The 15,511-nt window shown below is 74.2% G+C and carries 12 protein-coding genes; 1 reads left to right on the top strand and 11 read right to left on the bottom strand.

Annotation, left to right across the window (positions count from 1 at the left end; genetic code table 11):
* Positions 1–40: 40 nt before the first annotated feature.
* The 11 genes from hisF to ACFWH7_RS08350 all read right to left on the bottom strand — a co-directional run bounded on the left by hisF (position 41) and on the right by ACFWH7_RS08350 (position 14,125).
* Positions 41–811: an imidazole glycerol phosphate synthase subunit HisF gene (gene hisF, locus ACFWH7_RS08400; RefSeq protein ID WP_378216046.1), complete on the bottom strand. Its 771-nt coding sequence runs from the start codon at positions 809–811 to the stop codon at positions 41–43.
* Complete coding sequence (locus ACFWH7_RS08395; protein WP_378216045.1) at positions 808–1,842, bottom strand: FKBP-type peptidyl-prolyl cis-trans isomerase; 1,035 nt, start codon at positions 1,840–1,842, stop codon at positions 808–810. The genes hisF and ACFWH7_RS08395 overlap by 4 nt, the downstream gene beginning before the upstream one ends.
* 13 nt (positions 1,843–1,855) lie before the next feature.
* On the bottom strand, positions 1,856–3,217 hold the full coding sequence (gene pafA / locus ACFWH7_RS08390) for a Pup--protein ligase (RefSeq protein ID WP_378216044.1): 1,362 nt from the start codon (positions 3,215–3,217) through the stop codon (positions 1,856–1,858).
* Between the two features lie 7 nt (positions 3,218–3,224).
* Entirely contained in the window at positions 3,225–4,004 is a 780-nt protein-coding gene (gene prcA / locus ACFWH7_RS08385) for a proteasome subunit alpha (RefSeq protein ID WP_378216043.1), read from the bottom strand.
* Positions 4,001–4,936 (bottom strand): proteasome subunit beta, encoded by a 936-nt coding sequence (gene prcB, locus ACFWH7_RS08380; RefSeq protein WP_378216042.1) that lies wholly within the window; start codon positions 4,934–4,936, stop codon positions 4,001–4,003. Before prcB ends, prcA begins: the two co-directional genes overlap by 4 nt.
* 19 nt (positions 4,937–4,955) lie before the next feature.
* A complete protein-coding gene (locus ACFWH7_RS08375) occupies positions 4,956–5,156 on the bottom strand; it encodes a ubiquitin-like protein Pup (protein ID WP_047232853.1) in 201 nt (66 codons plus the stop codon).
* Between the two features lie 152 nt (positions 5,157–5,308).
* Complete coding sequence (gene dop / locus ACFWH7_RS08370) at positions 5,309–6,946, bottom strand: depupylase/deamidase Dop (protein WP_378216067.1); 1,638 nt, start codon at positions 6,944–6,946, stop codon at positions 5,309–5,311.
* A gap of 171 nt (positions 6,947–7,117) precedes the next feature.
* Entirely contained in the window at positions 7,118–8,776 is a 1,659-nt protein-coding gene (gene arc / locus ACFWH7_RS08365; RefSeq protein WP_047232855.1) for a proteasome ATPase, read from the bottom strand.
* Positions 8,777–8,959: 183 nt separating this feature from the next.
* On the bottom strand, positions 8,960–10,078 hold the full coding sequence (locus ACFWH7_RS08360) for a tRNA (adenine-N1)-methyltransferase (RefSeq protein WP_378216041.1): 1,119 nt from the start codon (positions 10,076–10,078) through the stop codon (positions 8,960–8,962).
* 82 nt (positions 10,079–10,160) lie between these two features.
* Positions 10,161–11,339 carry a site-2 protease family protein gene (locus tag ACFWH7_RS08355; RefSeq protein ID WP_378216040.1) on the bottom strand — a complete coding sequence of 393 codons (1,179 nt, stop codon included), beginning with the start codon at positions 11,337–11,339 and terminating at the stop codon, positions 10,161–10,163.
* Between the two features lie 59 nt (positions 11,340–11,398).
* Entirely contained in the window at positions 11,399–14,125 is a 2,727-nt protein-coding gene (locus ACFWH7_RS08350; RefSeq protein WP_378216039.1) for an ATP-binding protein, read from the bottom strand.
* Between the two features lie 155 nt (positions 14,126–14,280).
* Here ACFWH7_RS08350 and ACFWH7_RS08345 point away from each other — a divergent pair, with 155 nt between their 5' ends.
* Positions 14,281–15,483 carry a class I SAM-dependent methyltransferase gene (locus ACFWH7_RS08345; protein WP_378216038.1) on the top strand — a complete coding sequence of 401 codons (1,203 nt, stop codon included), beginning with the start codon at positions 14,281–14,283 and terminating at the stop codon, positions 15,481–15,483.
* Positions 15,484–15,511: the final 28 nt, after the last annotated feature.

Genomic DNA, 15,511 nt, shown 5'->3' with positions numbered 1-15,511 from the left:
TCGACGGCGCACCTCGTCGACCCCGCAGGGTCGGGCGCGCTCAGCGCACCTCGACGCCCTGCGCGCGCATCGAGTCCTTGACCTGGGCGACCGTCAGGGCGCCGAAGTGGAAGACGCTCGCCGCGAGCACGGCGTCGGCCCCGGCGCGGGCAGCGGCCACGAAGTGCTCGGGCGTCCCGGCGCCCCCGCTCGCGACGAGCGGGACCCGGACCTCGGCGCGCACCGCGGCGAGCATCTCGAGGTCGAAGCCAGCCGTCGTGCCGTCGGCGTCCATGGAGTTGAGGAGGATCTCGCCCGCCCCGAGCTCCGCGGCACGCGCCGCCCACTCCACCGCGTCGATGCCCGTCCCGCGGCGGCCGCCGTGGGTCGTGACCTCGTACCCGGACTGCGTGCGCACGTCGCCCGTCGTACGCCGCGCGTCGACCGACAGGACGAGCACCTGGCTGCCGAAGCGGTCGGCGATCTCGGCGATGAGCTCGGGGCGGGCGATCGCCGCCGTGTTCACCCCGACCTTGTCCGCGCCGGCGCGCAGGAGGCGGTCCACGTCCTGGGCCGAGCGCACTCCGCCGCCGACGGTGAGCGGCACGAAGACCTGCTCGGCCGTGCGCCGCACGACGTCGTACGTCGTCTCCCGGTTGCCCGAGGACGCCGAGACGTCGAGGAACGTCAGCTCGTCCGCACCCTCGGCGTCGTAGCGGGAGGCGAGCTCGACGGGGTCGCCCGCGTCGCGCAGGTTCTCGAAGTTCACGCCCTTGACGACGCGACCCGCGTCGACGTCGAGGCACGGGATCACGCGGATCGCGACGGTCATGAGGACTCTCCTTGGTCGGCCGGCGCGTCGCCGGTCGTGTCGGTGCCGGTGCCGTCGGCGCCGTCCTCGGCGGCCTCCTCCGCGGTCACCGGGAACTGGGCGTCGAGGATGTCCACGACGTAGACGAGGGTCTCGCCCGCGAGCGGGTTGGCCGTCTCGCCGTACGCGAGGTCGGGCGGGACGACGAGCAGCACCTGGCTGCCGACCGACTGCTCGAGGAGGCCCTGCTCCCAGCCGTCGATGACCTCGCCGATGCCGATCATGATCGAGAGGGGCGCGGCGTCCTTGCCCCAGGTCGAGTCGAAGACCTCACCGTCGGACCAGCGCACGCCCGTGTACCGGACCGTGACGACCTGGCCCACCTCGACCTGGCGTCCGTCGCCCCGGATCAGCGGCTGCACCACGAGCCCCGCGGGCGCGGCCGTCTCGGGCGGCACCGTGATGCTCGGGGCCCCGTCCTCGGCGAGCGTCACCGTCGGCAGGCCCTCCACGGGGGCGACCGCCTCGCCCGACGCTCGCGTCGGCAGCACGTCCACGACCAGCGCGACCGGGACGCCGTCGTCCTCCTCGAGCCGCAGGAGGCGGGCGCCCACGCGCTGGCCGCGCAGGAGGTCGCGCAGGTCGCGCCCGATCGACTCGTCCGTCAACGCGCGCCAGCGCGGCGCGTCGGTGTACGTGTTCTGCAGGACCGTCCCGTCGCGCACGTCCTCGGCGTAGATGTTGAGCAGGAGCGGCCCGCCGTCGACGAGCTCGGCGCCGGCGCCGGGCCACACGACCTCCGAGGTCGCCTCGGGGACGTCGAGCGGGGCGCGGTACTGCAGCTCGGGCGGCGCGCCCGACGAGCCGATCACCGTGAGGTCGGTGTTCAGCGGTGTCGGGGTCGCGTCCTCCGGCTCGGTGCACGCGGCGAGGACCAGGGTCGCGACGAGCGCCACGAGCAGCGCGAACGCCGCGCGGACCGCGGGCGCACGACGACGGACAGACCGGGCGCCCCGCACGGGACGCCCGGCCGCGAAGGCCAGGTTCGTCACATCACGTCCTGCGTCACATCGACTCGATGAGGCGTTCCACGCGCTCGTCGACGTTCCGGAACGGGTCCTTGCACAGGACCGTGCGCTGCGCCTGGTCGTTGAGCTTCAGGTGCACCCAGTCGACCGTGTAGTCCCGGCGCGCCTCCTGCGCGGCGCGCACGAAGTCGCCGCGGAGCTTCGCACGCGTCGTCTGCGGCGGGACCGCCGTCGACTCGAACACCTCGAGGTCCGTCGTGACGCGCTCGACCATCCCGCGTGCGGCGAGGAGGTTGTACAGCCCTTCGGTGCGCGAGATGTCGTGGTAGGCGAGGTCGAGGCGCGCGATCCGGGGGTCGTCGAGCTCGAGGCCGTGCTTGGCCTGGTACCGCTGGATCAGCCGGTACTTGATGACCCAGTCGAGCTCGCGGTCGACGAGCGAGAGGTCGCCCGTCTCGAGCGCGCGCAGCCCCCGCTCCCACAGGTCGAGGACCTGCTTGACGACCGGCGTCGGCGAGACGTCCTGCTCGACGAACTCCTTGACGCGCTGGAGATACTCGCCCTGGAGGTCGATCGCGGTGACCGTGCGCCCGCTCGCGAGCTGGACGGGCTGCTTGCCGGTCATGTCGTGGCTGATCTCGCGGATCGACCGGATCGGGTTCTCGAGCGCCAGGTCGCGCATGGGGACGCCCGCCTCGACCATGCGCAGGATGAGATCGGTCGAGCCGACCTTGAGCATCGTCGTCGTCTCCGCCATGGACGAGTCGCCGACGATGACGTGCAGGCGTCGGTAGCTCTCCGCGTCGGCGTGCGGCTCGTCGCGCGTGTTGATGATCGGGCGGGACCGCGTCGTCGCGCTGGAGACGGCCTCCCAGATGTGGTCGGCGCGCTGCGACAGGCAGTACACGGCGCCGCGCGGCGTCGCGAGGACCTTCCCCGCGCCCGTGAGCACCTGCCGCGTGATGAGGAACGGCACGAGCACGTCGGACAGCCGCGCGAAGTCGCCCTGGCGCCGTACGAGGTAGTTCTCGTGGCAGCCGTACGAGTTGCCCGCCGAGTCGGTGTTGTTCTTGAAGAGGTGGATCCTCCCGGGCAGGCCCTCGTGCTCGAGGCGCTGCTGCGCGTCCGCGACGAGGCCCTCGAGGATCCGTTCACCGCCGCGGTCGTACGCCACGAGCTGGTGCACGTCGTCGCACTCGGCCGTCGCGTACTCGGGGTGCGAGCCGACGTCGAGGTACAGGCGCGACCCGTTGCGCAGGAACACGTTGGACGAGCGCCCCCACGCGACCACCTTGCGGAACAGGTAGCGCGCGACCTCGTCCGCCGAGAGCCCACGACCGTCGTCGGACGCGCACGTCACGCCGTACTCGGTCTCCAGCCCGAAGATCCTGCGGTCCATCGCGGTCCTACCCCTCGTCCGTCGCGGGGCCGGAGCCCGTCGCGTCGCCCGCTTCGTCGGTCGCGGCGTCGTCGGTCGCCGTCGGGACGTCGCCGTCCGCGAGGAGGTCCTCGAGGGAGCTCCCCGAGATCCGGCGGAACGCACGCCGCGGGCGGGTGCGGTCCAGGACGGCGACCTCGAGCTGTGCGGCCGGGATGGTCCGTGCCTCCTCCCCGTCGCCGCCTGCACCGAGCGCGCGCACGGCGAGACGCAGCACCTCGGCCAGGCCGAGCCCGGGCTGCCAGGCGTCCTGGAGCACGCGACCGAGCTGGTCGGCTCGCCCGCCCATGACGACGACGCCCTGCTCGTCGGCGACGGAGCCGTCGTAGGAGATCCGGTAGAGCTGGTCCTGCGCCGAGGTGAGCCCGACCTCCGCGACGACGAGCTCGACCTCGAGCGGCTTGGACTCCGTGGTGAACACCGTGCCGAGCGTCTGGGCGTACGCGTTCGCGAGCCCGCGCGCGTTGACGTCGGTGCGGTCGTAGGAGTACCCGCGCAGGTCCGCGTAGCGCACGCCCGCGACCCGCAGGTTCTCGAACTCGTTGTACTTACCCACCGCGGCGAACGCGATGCGGTCGTAGATCTCCGAGATCTTGTGCAGCGCGCGCGAGGGGTTCTCCGTCGCGAACGCGATCCCGTCCTCGTACGCGAGGACCACGACGGACCGGCCGCGGGCGATGCCCTTGCGCGCGAAGTCCGCCCGGTCCTTCATGAGCTGCTCGGGCGAGACGTAGAAGGGCATGTTCACTCGGCGTCACCTCCCGACGCGGGACCCTGCGACAGGTCGTGCGGCTGGTCGTGCGGGACCGCCTCGGCGTTCGTCGCGGCGGGCCGGCGACGCGGGACGCCCGTCCCGGAGCGCTCGGCCACGATCTGCTCGACGACGGCGGCGAGCTCGTCGTCGGGGACGCGCTCGTACCCGGCCTGCGTCACGACCGCGACGACGGGCCAGATACGACGCACCGGGTCCGGACCGCCCGTGGCGGAGTCGTCGTCGGCGGCGTCGTACAAGGCCTCGACCGCGACGCGCACGGACGTGTCCCGGTCGAGCCCGGTGCGCCACAGCTTCTTCAGCGAGCTCCGCGCGAACACCGACCCGGAACCCACCGAGTGGTAGGCCCGCTCCTCGTACCGGCCGCCGGTCACGTCGTAGGAGAAGATGCGGCCGCCGCCGCGGTCGAGGTCGAACCCGGCGAACAGCGGGACCACCGCGAGCCCCTGCATCGCGAGGCCGAGGTTCTGCCGGATCATCGTCGACAGGCGGTTCGCCTTGCCGTCCAGCGAGAGCAGCGAGCCCTCGATCTTCTCGTAGTGCTCGAGCTCGAGCTGGAACAGGCGCACGAGCTCGACCGCGATGCCCGCAGTCCCCGCGATCCCGACCGCCGAGAACTCGTCGGCCGGGAAGACCTTCTCGATCTCGCGGTTCGCGATCATCGAACCCATCGTCGCGCGGCGGTCCCCCGCCATGACGACACCGCCCGCGACGCCCTCGGCGCCGAACGTCAGCGCCACGATCGTCGTCGCGTGCGGCGCGTCGGGCGCGACGCCCGCGGACGTGTGCCCGACGGCGCGGTGCGACGGCAGCAGGTCCGGGGCGTGCCCGGACAGGAAGTCCAGGAAGGACGACGACCCGGGGGTCGTGAACGCGTCGGGCAGGCGCCCTGGCTGGTCCGTGCTCATCGGGTTGCCGTCACCCTTCCTACTCGCCGCCCTTCTGGACGAAGCCCCGGACGAAGGACTCCGCGTTCGTCTCGAGCACCTCGTCGATCTCCTCGAGGAGCGCGTCGACCTCCGCGTCGCGCGACTGCGCCTGCGGCGCGACCGGGACCTCGGGGCCCTCGGGCTCGTCGTCGGGACGCCGGTCCTCGTGCGACGCGTGGGTGCGTTCGGTACCCGCCATGGCTGCCTCCTCGTCCGTCGGCACGGTGCTGCGCCGACGCTCTGTCCGTTCCAACCCGGTCGGGGCTCGCGCCCTTCCCGGCCCTGCTCGCACGCGGCGCCCGTTCCGCGAGGGGCGGGGCGCCGTCGTACGTCCAGCCTAGTCGCCGCGACTCACGACGGGCCCGCCAGACCCGCCAGGAGCGCCGCCGCGTCCGGGCTCGCGTCGAGCAGCGCACCGATGTGCGCCCGCGTCCCCCGCAGCGGGTCCATCATCGGGACCCGCTGGAGCGACGGCGCGCCCGGCACGTCGAAGATCACGGAGTCCCAGCTCGCCGCCGAGACCTGGTCGCCGTAGCGCGCCATCACCTCGCCGCGGAAGAACGCGCGCGTGTCCTCCGGGGCATGGTGGACGGCGGCGCCCACCTCGCGCTCGGTGACGACGCGGTCGACCGCGCCCGCCGCGAGGAGCCGGTGGTAGATGCCGCGCTCCGGGCGGACGTCGGACCACTGGAGGTCCATGGCCGCGAGCCGCGGGTGGCCCCACTCGAGGCCGTCGCGCTCGCGCAGCCGGTCGAGGAGCCGCAGCTTCGCGACCCACTCGACGTCGCGCGCGCACGCGTCGCGGTCCGTCCCGAGGCGTTCGAGCACGGAGGCCCACCGGGCGAGGACGTCGCGCGTGGGCGCGTCGACGCCGTCGGTGCCGGCGAGCAGCTCCGACGCCTCCGCGGCCACCGCGAGGTACTCGCGCTGGACCTCCAGCGCGGTCAGCTCGCGCCCGTCGGCGAGGGTGAGCCGACGCGTGAGGTCCAGGTCGCGGCTGACCCGCTGCACGTCCGTGACCGGGTCCGCCAGCCGCAGGGCGGCCAGGCGCGCCCGCGCCTGCGGCCCCAGCTCCTCGAGGTGCTCGACGACGAACAGCACGAGCGACGTCGTGCCCGTCTTGAGGTACGTCGCGGTCTCGAGCATGTTCGCGTCGCCGATGATGAGGTGCAGCCGGCGCCAGCGCTGCCGGTCGGCGTGGGGCTCGTCCCGCGTGTTGACGATCGGTCGGCGCAGCGTGGTCTCCAGCCCCACCTCGGCCTCCACGTAGTCCGCCCGCTGCGAGATCTGGAAGCCGTGCTCCTCGCCCGTCGGGCCGAGGCCGACGCGCCCCGAGCCGGCGAACACCTGCCGGGTCACGAGGAACGGCGTGAGCATCTCCACGAGCACCCCGAACGGGACGTCCCGGTCCACGAGGAAGTTCTCGTGCGTGCCGTAGCTCGCGCCCTTGCCGTCGACGTTGTTCTTGTAGAGCACGACGGACCCGCCCGGCACCTGGTCCAGCTCGCGCGACGCCGCGAGCATCACGCGCTCCCCCGCCACGTCCCAGCACACGACGTCGTGCGGCACCGTGACCTCGGGCGACGAGTACTCCGGGTGCGCGTGGTCGACGTACAGCCGGGCACCGTTCGTGAGGATCACGTTCGCCGCGCTCGGGTCGTCGTACTCCTCGGTCGTCGGGCGCGCGACCTCCTGGAGCGAGCCCTCGGACGTCGCTCCCCCGGAGGGCTCCGCCACCGGCCCCGACGGCGCGGGCCGGGTCGGGTCGTCGGTGAGCAGCGACGGGTGGGCCGACGCCCGCGGGACGTGGAAGCCTCGCGCGTCCTGGAGCGGGTCCTCGTCGTCGTAGTCCCAGCGCGCCCGGCCCCGGGCACCGTCGCTGCGCGCGGCGAGCGCCCGGTAGGTGGTGACGACCTGGCTCGACATGAGCATCGGGTTCGCCATCGGCTTCCCCGGCTGCAGGACGCCGTACTCGGTCTCGATCCCCATGACCCGTCGAACGCTCACGCGCTCACCCTATGTCGGTCCGCCGACGGCGCGCGGTCCGTGTCCACCGACGACGGCACACCCTCCCACGGAGCGACGAGACCCCGCCGGTGCGGCGCCCCGCGAGTGCGGGTCGCCGTCCGGACGGGGTCTCGGGGCGCCGGTCGGATGGTCCTACAGGTACTGACCGGTGTTGGTGACGGTGTCGATGGTGCGCGGGGAGCCGCCCTCGCCCTTCTTCTGGACGATCGTGCGGATGAAGACGATGCGCTCGCCCTTCTTGCCGCTGATGCGCGCCCAGTCGTCCGGGTTGGTGGTGTTGGGCAGGTCCTCGTTCTCCTTGAACTCGTCCACGCACGCCGAGAGGAGGTGGTCGACCCGGATGCCGCGCTGGCCGGTGGCGAGGAAGTCCTTGATCGCGGACTTCTTGGCCCGGTCGACGACGTTCTGGATCATCGCGCCCGAGTTGAAGTCCTTGAAGTACAGGACCTCCTTGTCACCGCTCGCGTAGGTGACCTCGAGGAACTGGTTCTCGTCCTCCTCGGAGTACATGCGCTCGACCACGGACCGGATCATCGCGTCGAGGGCCTCGCGCTGGTTGCCGCCGTGCTCGGCGAGGTCGGCGGCGTGGATGGGCAGGTCCTCGGTGAGGTACTTGGCGAAGATCTCCTTGGCGCCCTCGGCGTCAGGCCGCTCGATCTTGATCTTCACGTCGAGGCGGCCGGGTCGCAGGATCGCGGGGTCGATCATGTCCTCGCGGTTGGACGCCCCGATGACGATGACGTTGTCGAGGCGCTCCACGCCGTCGATCTCGGCGAGGAGCTGGGGCACGATCGTCGTCTCGACGTCGGACGACAGGCCGGTGCCGCGCGTGCGGAACAGCGACTCCATCTCGTCGAAGAACACGACGACCGGGGTGCCCTGGGACGCCTTCTCCCGCGCGCGGGCGAAGATCAGGCGGATGTGCCGCTCGGTCTCGCCCACGTACTTGTTGAGCAGCTCGGGACCCTTGACGTTGAGGAAGTAGCTGCGCGCCGCGCCCGACCCGTCCTCGACCTGCTCGCCGCGCGCCCGCGCGACGGTGTGCGCGAGCGAGTTCGCGACGGCCTTGGCGATGAGCGTCTTGCCGCACCCGGGTGGCCCGTACAAGAGGACGCCCTTGGGCGGGTGCAGGCCGTGCTCGCGGAAGAGGTCGGGGTGCGTGAACGGCAGCTCGACGGCGTCGCGGATCTGCTCGATCTGCGGACCGAGGCCACCGATGTCCTCGTACTCGATGTCCGGGACCTCCTCGAGGACGAGCTCCTCGACCTCGGACTTGGGGATCACCTCGAACACGAACCCGCTGCGCGTGTCGATCGTCAGCGAGTCCCCGACGCGCAGCGACGTGTGCGCGACCGAGCCCGCGAGGCGCACGACGCGCTCCTCGTCGGCGCGACCCACGACGAGCACGCGGTCGGCGTCGAGGATCTCCTTGGCCGTGACGATCTCGCCCGTGCGCTCGTACCCGCCCGCCGCGACGACGGTCATCGCCTCGTTGAGCTTGACCTCCTGGCCGGGGCGCAGCCGCTCCACGTCCAGGCTCGGGCTGGCTCCGACGTGCATCTTGCGCCCGGCGGCGGACACGTCGACCGACCCGTCCGGGTGCGCGGCGAGGAACACCGCGTACGTGCCGGGAGGCTTGGCGAGGTCGTCGATCTGCCGCTTGAGGTCGAGGATCTGGTCCCGCGCAGCTCTCAGCGCCTCGGCGAGCCTCTCGTTCTTCGCGGAGAGCAGCGCGAGCTCTCGCGCGCTGCTCTGCGGGGCCTCGTCGCTACGGCCGAATGTCTCGCTCATCGGGTGTTCCCCTCTCGCCGGCGGCTCGCCCGACCGCGTGCTGGACGGCGGACGGAGGACCCGTGAGGGCACCCGTGCCGACCACCGCCCGGCGGTCGGGTGTAGACCTTAGGCACAATCCTCGCCCGAGCACACGGACGACACCCAGCGTGAGACGACCGGGTCCCGATCGTTACCGGACCGTCATGCCTCCGACACGTCGGACGCGTGCCCGTCCTGCGAGGAGCCGGGGGTGGCGGCCTGCTCCGGGCCCTGGCCGACGTCGCGCCGCACGCGCCGGATCTTCTTCTCCGAGACCGGACGCTCGCCGAGCTCCTCAGGCGACCACTGCTCGGCGTCGGTGGGGTATGCGCCCTTGGCGGGGCGGCGCTTGCGCTCCGGCGGCGCGACGCCGTCGGCCAGACGGCGCGCGGTGAGCAGGAACCCCGTGTGGCCGATCATGCGGTGCTGCGGGCGCACGGCCAGGCCCTCGAGGTGCCAGCCCCGCACCATGGACTCCCACGCGACCGGCTCGGCGTAGCGCCCGTCGGCGCGCAGGTCCTCCGCGAGGCGCGAGAGCTGCGTCGTCGTGGCGACGTAGCAGACGAGCACGCCGCCGGGGACGAGCGCGCGGGCGACGACGTCGAGGTTCTCCCACGGCGCGAGCATGTCGAGGACGACGCGGTCGACCGTGCCGTCCCCGGCGACGGTGGGCAGCACGTCGGCGAGGTCGCCGACGGACAGCGTCCAGGCGGGGTGCGCGCCCCCGAAGAACGTCTCCACGTTGCCGCGCGCGATGGCCGCGAAGTCGTCGCGGCGCTCGATCGAGTGCAGCTCGCCCGCGTCGCCGACGGCGCGCAGGAGCGACATCGTCAGCGCGCCCGAGCCGACGCCCGCCTCGACGACGCGTGCGCCGGGGAAGATGTCCGCCATCGCGACGATCTGCCCCGCGTCCTTGGGGTAGACGACCGCGGCACCGCGCGGCATCGACAGCACGTAGTCCGCGAGCAGCGGGCGCAGCGCGAGGTACTCGATCTCGGCCGTGTTGCGGATCACACTCCCCTCGGGCTGCCCGATGAGGTCGTCGTGGCGCAGGTAGCCCTTGTGCGTGTGGAACGTCGCGCCCGGCGCGAGCGTGATGGTGTGCAGGCGTCCCCGGGGGTCCGTGAGCTGCACCTTGTCGCCCACGCGCAGCGGGCCGCGGCGCTCGTCCGCGCCGGTCGCCACCGGGCGGTCCGTGGTGGTGCCCGCGGGCACGGGAGCGCCGTCCGGTCCGGAGGGCGTCGTCTGGGGGCCGGGCGTGGCGGCGGGCTCGGAGGTCACGGGCGACCATCCTACGGGCCGGTCCGCGGCGCACCGCGGCGAGCCGCCGGACCCGTTCCTCCGCCGGCGCCGTCGCACCGGGTCAGCGACCGCGCTGCGCGTCCCGCAGCGCGGTCACGACGCGGGCGACCTCGAGCGCCCCGACGACCCGGCCGCCGTCGGTCACGACGACGACGGCGCCGTCGCGCCCGACCCGCGCCAGCACGGCGAGCATGTCCTGGCCCTGGAGGTGGGCGTCGATCGTCGCGCCCACGGGCAGCGGGACGGCGACGGCACCGACGGGCGTGGTCTCGGCGGCGTCGGGCGGCACGGCGGCGGCGGCTCCGGGGTCCGCGTACCCCACGGGTCGGCCCGTCCCGTCGACGAGCACGGCGAGCACGTGCGGGCCGCCCGCGAGCGCCACCGACCGGCCCACGGCCGCGACCGTCGCCGTGGACGGCACGGCGACGGCGGGCCGCGCGAGGCCGCGCACGGAGAGCCCGGAGACCGCCTCGCGCGAACGCCCCACCGTGATCGCCTGCCCGGCGCCGCTCCAGAGGAAGGCGCCGATGAGCGCCGCCCACGCGACCGTCCACAGGTCGGGCTGTCGCCCCAGGGTCAGCGGCCACACCAGTGCCCACGCGACGACGCCGACGGCGACCGCGCGCCCGACCCAGCCCGCCGCGACCGTGCCCTTGGTGCGCGAGCCCGTCGCGGCCCACACGGCCGACTCGAGGATCTGCCCACCGTCGAGCGGCAGCCCGGGCAGCAGGTTGAAGAACCCGACGAAGGCGTTGGAGAACGCCCCGGCGTACAGGAGCAGCGCGGGCACGGAGAACGTCGGCTGCGCCTGGAAGGTCACCCAGAACACGACCGCGAGCGCCAGGTTGGTCAGCGGGCCGACCACGGAGATGAGGAAGCCGTCGAGCGGGCGCGCGGACGTCCCCGAGTAGGCGGTGTGCCCGCCCCACAGCGTGACGGCGAGCTCGGTGACGTGCTGCCCGCGCGCCCGCGCGACGAGCGCGTGCGCCACCTCGTGCAGGAACACGGAGGCGAACAGCAGGAGCACGAACGCGAACGAGACGAGGTACACCTCGTTGCCCAGGTGCGGCGCGAGCCGCCGCACCGTGGGGACGAACAGCACCGTGAGGATCGCCGCGGCCAGGAACCACGACGGCGTGAGGATCACCGGTGCGCCGACGATGCGGCCGATGACCCAGCCCTTCGTGCGCGGGCCGGCCGGGGCGGGCGTGCGGGGGGTTCGGGGCTCGGGTCCGTCCACCCCGGAAGCCTATGCGGTCGCGGGCTCCCCCTGGCGACGGCGCACGAGCGGGCCGGCGGTCAACCGGTCCCTCGGAGGACGACGGCGAGCTCGTCGCGCGAGTGGATGCCGAGCCTCGTGTACACCTTGCGCAGGTGGTACTCGACCGTCTTGGGGCTGAGGAAGAGCGCGGCCGCGGCTTCCCGGGTGGTCCGGCCGTCGACGAGCAGGAGGCAGACCTGGAGCTCCTGCGGCGTGAGGGCGTCGCGCCCGACGTCCCCGCGGGGCGGGACCTTCTCTCCAGTCGCCTCGAGCTCGGTCCGGGCGTTGGCCGCCCACCGGCCCGCGCCGAGGTCGTCGAAGGTGGTCAGCGCGGTCCGGAGGTGCGCCCGGGCGTCCACACGCCGGCCGGCCCTGCGCAGCCGCATCCCGTACGCGAGCTGCGTCCTGGCGCGCTCGAAGAGGTCGCGGGTCTGACCGTGGCGTCCCAGAGCGGACTCGAAGTGGACGTCGAACACGTCCTCGGGCGCGACGAGGCCGAGCGCCCGGTCGGCGCGTCCCCGGGTCCAGGGTCGGCCGCTCGCCTCGGCGGCGACCGCGAACCGGTCGGCGACCTCGCGGGCCGTGGCGACGCGACCCGTCCGCAGGAGCGCGTCGACCAGCTCCGGTCCGGGGTGCAGGTCCGGGTCGCGGACGCCGAGCTGCTCGAGCCGGGCGGTGAGTTCGAGGAACCGTGTCGCCGCCTCGTCCGAGCCTCCCTCCGACAGTGCCAGGTCGCCCAGCGCCAGCTCGCACCAGATCTCGCCGAAGTGCATCGACCGGTCGCGGCAGAGCACCGACGCGTCCGCCGCGTGCGCGCGGCACGCGGCGCTCCGGCCCTCTCGGGACTCGAGCCAGGCCAGGCCCGCGAGCGCCATGGCGAGCGCCCCGCCCTGGCCGGTCTCGCGCGCCAGCCGGGCGCTCTCGTCGTAGTTGGCCGCAGCCCGGTCCCACGCGCTCGTCGTCGCCTGGTCCCGTGCCACGTGGAAGAGCACGTCGGGCAGGGCACCCACGCCGACCCGCGAGCGGACCTGGTCCACGAGCGCGCGCAGCTCCGCGCCGGAGCGGGCGTCGCGCAGGAACAGCGGCGCGAGCATGAGCCAGGGAAGGGCGGCGGGGTGCACGAGCGGGTCGACGTCGGCCAGCAGGGCGACGGCGTCGCGGAGCCGGGAGGTGCTGTCGCGCCCGAGCAGCACGCCCGTCGTCCCGGACGCGGCGAGCCCGACCGCGCGGCTCACCGGGTCGGCCACGTGGGGCAGGACGGCGGCGACCCGCGCCTCGACGCGGCGCAGCGCGGTCGTGTCGACCAGGTACATGCAGGCGCGCGTGGCCTCGGCGAGGAGGAGGACGCGTTCGTCGGCCGGCGCGAGGTCGGCGGCCTGTTCGAGCAGGTCGAGGCCGTCGCGCACGGAGCCCGAGCGCACGGCGATCGTGGCGCGCAGCTCGGCGCCTGACGCGGAGGGTGGCGTTCCCGGGGGCTCGGCCTCGTCCAGCAGCGCGAGGGCGCGGGCCGGCAAGCCCCCGGACCACGCGGCGCGCGCGGACGCGACGAGCCGCGACCGGGCCGCCTCGGGGGCCGGGCTCAGCCGGGCGGCGCGCTCGAGCGCCGTCGCCGCGACCGTGTACGCCGTCCGTTCCGCCGCTCGCGCCGCGAGCGCGTCGAGGAGTTCCGCGACGTCCGCGTCGAGTCGTGTCGTCGCTGCCGCGAGGTGCCACGCGTGCCGGTCCGCGTCGACGTCGTGGAGCTCGGCCGCGAGCGCCCGGTGCACCGCGCGCCGCAGCCCTTCGTCGCAGGCCCCGTAGACCACCGGGCGCAGCAGCGGGTGCCGGAACGCGATCCGTCCCTGCCGGACCGTGAGCACCCCCGCCCGGGTCGGGCCGTCCAGCCCGGCCGGGTCGAGACCGAGGCGTCGGCAGGCGGCGCGGGTCAGGCGGAGGTCGCCGCCCGACAACGCCGCGACGAGGGCGACGGCGCGCTCGGTCGCCGTGAGGGCGTCCAGGCGTCGCGCGAAGGCGCCCTGGACCCTGGCGGGGAGCGTGTGCGGAAGCTCCGCGACGGCGTCGCCCACGGCCGACCCGTCCTCGGGCTCGCCGGCCAGCTCCAGCAGGGCGAGCGGGTTCCCGCGCGTCTCGCGGTAGAGCGCGTCGAGCCCGCGCGCGGCGCGGTCCGGGTAGGTCGCGGCCAGCAGCTCTGCCGCGGCGTCGGGCGCGAGGCCCGCGAGCTCGAGCACCGGCAGGCCGTGCACGGGCTCCGGGAGCTCGCCGCTGCGGCCGGCGACCAGCACCGCGACGGGGTCGTCGCGCACGCGCCGGGCGGCGAACGCGAGCGCGTCGACCGACGGCCTGTCGGCCCACTGCACGTCGTCCAGGACGACGACGACCGGGCCGTCCTCGGCGTACCGGCTGAGCAGGCTCAGGGTCGCGGCCCCGATCGCGAACCGGTCCCGCCCGCCGCCCCGACGCACGCTCAGCGCGGCCCCGAGCTCGGCGGCCTGCGGGGCGGGGATGTCGTCGAGCAGGGGGAGGGCCGGGAGCAGCAGGGCGTGCAGGGCGGCGAACGGCAGGTCCTGCTCGACCTCCGCCGGGGTCACGCTGAGCACGCGCACGGCATCACCGGCCGTGGAGGCCTCGAGCGCGTCGGTCAGCAGCGACGTCTTGCCGACCCCGGGATCGCCCGCGACGACCAGTGCGCCGCCGCGGCCGAGACGCGCCGAGGCGAGGAGGCGTCCGACCGTCTCCTGCTCGGCGGCCCTGCCGACGAGTGCCACGACCATGATTCTAGGGAGGGGACGACCGCCCCGGGCGGGACGCTCCCGCGGGGGCCGCACGACCAGGGGGGCCACCTGACGCGGGCGGCCGGCGCCGCGACCTACGTTCGCCGGGTCCGGCAGCTCCGCCGGGCAGGACAGCACAGGAGCATCCGATGAGCCATCCGACGAACACCGAGACGATCCCCGGGACGGGCGCGGGGCCCGGCGCACGGCCGAGCACCGACACGACCACGGAGATCAGCGACACGCGACCGGGCGACGGCGACTCCCCAGCGGCCACGCCGACCGAGGCGTCCCCCGCCCTCGACACGGACGCGCTCATGCGCTTCGTGTTCCGCGCCGTCGACGAGGTCGGCGCGACCCTCAACGCCGCGCTCGTCGTCCTCGGCGACAAGCTCGGCTACTACCGCGACCTCGCGGCCCACGGCCCGACGACGCCGTCCGAGCTGGCCGACCGCACCGGGACGGCCGAGCCCTACGCCCGGGAGTGGCTCAACGCCCAGGCCGCGGGCGGCTACGTGACCTACGACCCGCCGTCGGGCCGCTACACCCTGCCGCCCGAGCAGGCCGTCGCGCTGACGGTCGAGGACAGCCCGGCGTTCCTGCCCGGCTTCTTCCAGATCGCCCTGGGCACGGTGCACGACGTCGACCACGTGCTCGACGCCGCGCGCAGCGGTGCCGGGTACGGCTGGCACGAGCACGTCTCCGACGTGCACGTCGGGTGCGAGCGGTTCTTCCGCCCGAGCTATCACGCCCACCTCGTCGCCGAGTGGCTGCCCGCGCTCGACGGCGTGGTGGACAAGCTCGAGGGCGGCGCGCTCGTCGCGGACGTCGGGTGCGGGCACGGCGCCTCGACCGTGCTCATGGCCCAGGCCTTCCCGAGGTCGCGCTTCGTGGGCTCGGACTACCACCCGGAGTCGGTCGCGGTCGCGCGGCAGCGGGCGGAGGAGGCCGGGGTCGCGGACCGGGTGCGGTTCGAGGTGGCGTCGGCCCAGGACCTCGGCGGGTCGGGCTTCGACCTCGTCACGATGTTCGACTGCCTGCACGACATGGGCGACCCCGTCGGCGCGGCCGAGCAGGTCCGGCGCGCGCTGGCGCCGGACGGCACGTGGATGGTCGTGGAGCCGATGGCCGGGGACCACGTCGAGGACAACCTCAACCCCGTCGGCCGGGCCTACTACGGCTTCTCGACGCTCCTGTGCACGCCGGCGTCGCTGTCCCAGGACGTGGGCCTCGCGCTCGGCACGCAGGCGGGCCCGGCACGGATCCGGGACGTCGCGACGGCGGGCGGGTTCAGCCGGTTCGCGTCCGTCGCCGAGACGCCGTTCAACCGCGTGCTCGAGATCCGGCCCTGAGGACCGGGCGACGAGGGAACGGGGAGGG

The sequence above is a fragment of the Cellulosimicrobium cellulans genome, assembly GCF_042723955.1.
Classification (GTDB): domain Bacteria; phylum Actinomycetota; class Actinomycetes; order Actinomycetales; family Cellulomonadaceae; genus Cellulosimicrobium; species Cellulosimicrobium cellulans_H.
Note: the sequence above shows the minus strand (reverse complement) of the source record. Positions and strands in the feature narration are given on the sequence as shown.

What these genes read in the sequence shown, in the direction of transcription:
- hisF (WP_378216046.1), bottom strand. Translation starts at nt 811, where the DNA reads ATGACCGTCGCGATCCGCGTGATCCCGTGCCTCGACGTCGACGCGGGT.
- arc (WP_047232855.1), bottom strand. Translation starts at nt 8,776, where the DNA reads ATGAGCGAGACATTCGGCCGTAGCGACGAGGCCCCGCAGAGCAGCGCG.
- ACFWH7_RS08345 (WP_378216038.1), top strand. Translation starts at nt 14,281, where the DNA reads ATGAGCCATCCGACGAACACCGAGACGATCCCCGGGACGGGCGCGGGG.
- prcB (WP_378216042.1), bottom strand. Translation starts at nt 4,936, where the DNA reads ATGAGCACGGACCAGCCAGGGCGCCTGCCCGACGCGTTCACGACCCCC.
- dop (WP_378216067.1), bottom strand. Translation starts at nt 6,946, where the DNA reads ATGGGGATCGAGACCGAGTACGGCGTCCTGCAGCCGGGGAAGCCGATG.
- pafA (WP_378216044.1), bottom strand. Translation starts at nt 3,217, where the DNA reads ATGGACCGCAGGATCTTCGGGCTGGAGACCGAGTACGGCGTGACGTGC.
- ACFWH7_RS08375 (WP_047232853.1), bottom strand. Translation starts at nt 5,156, where the DNA reads ATGGCGGGTACCGAACGCACCCACGCGTCGCACGAGGACCGGCGTCCC.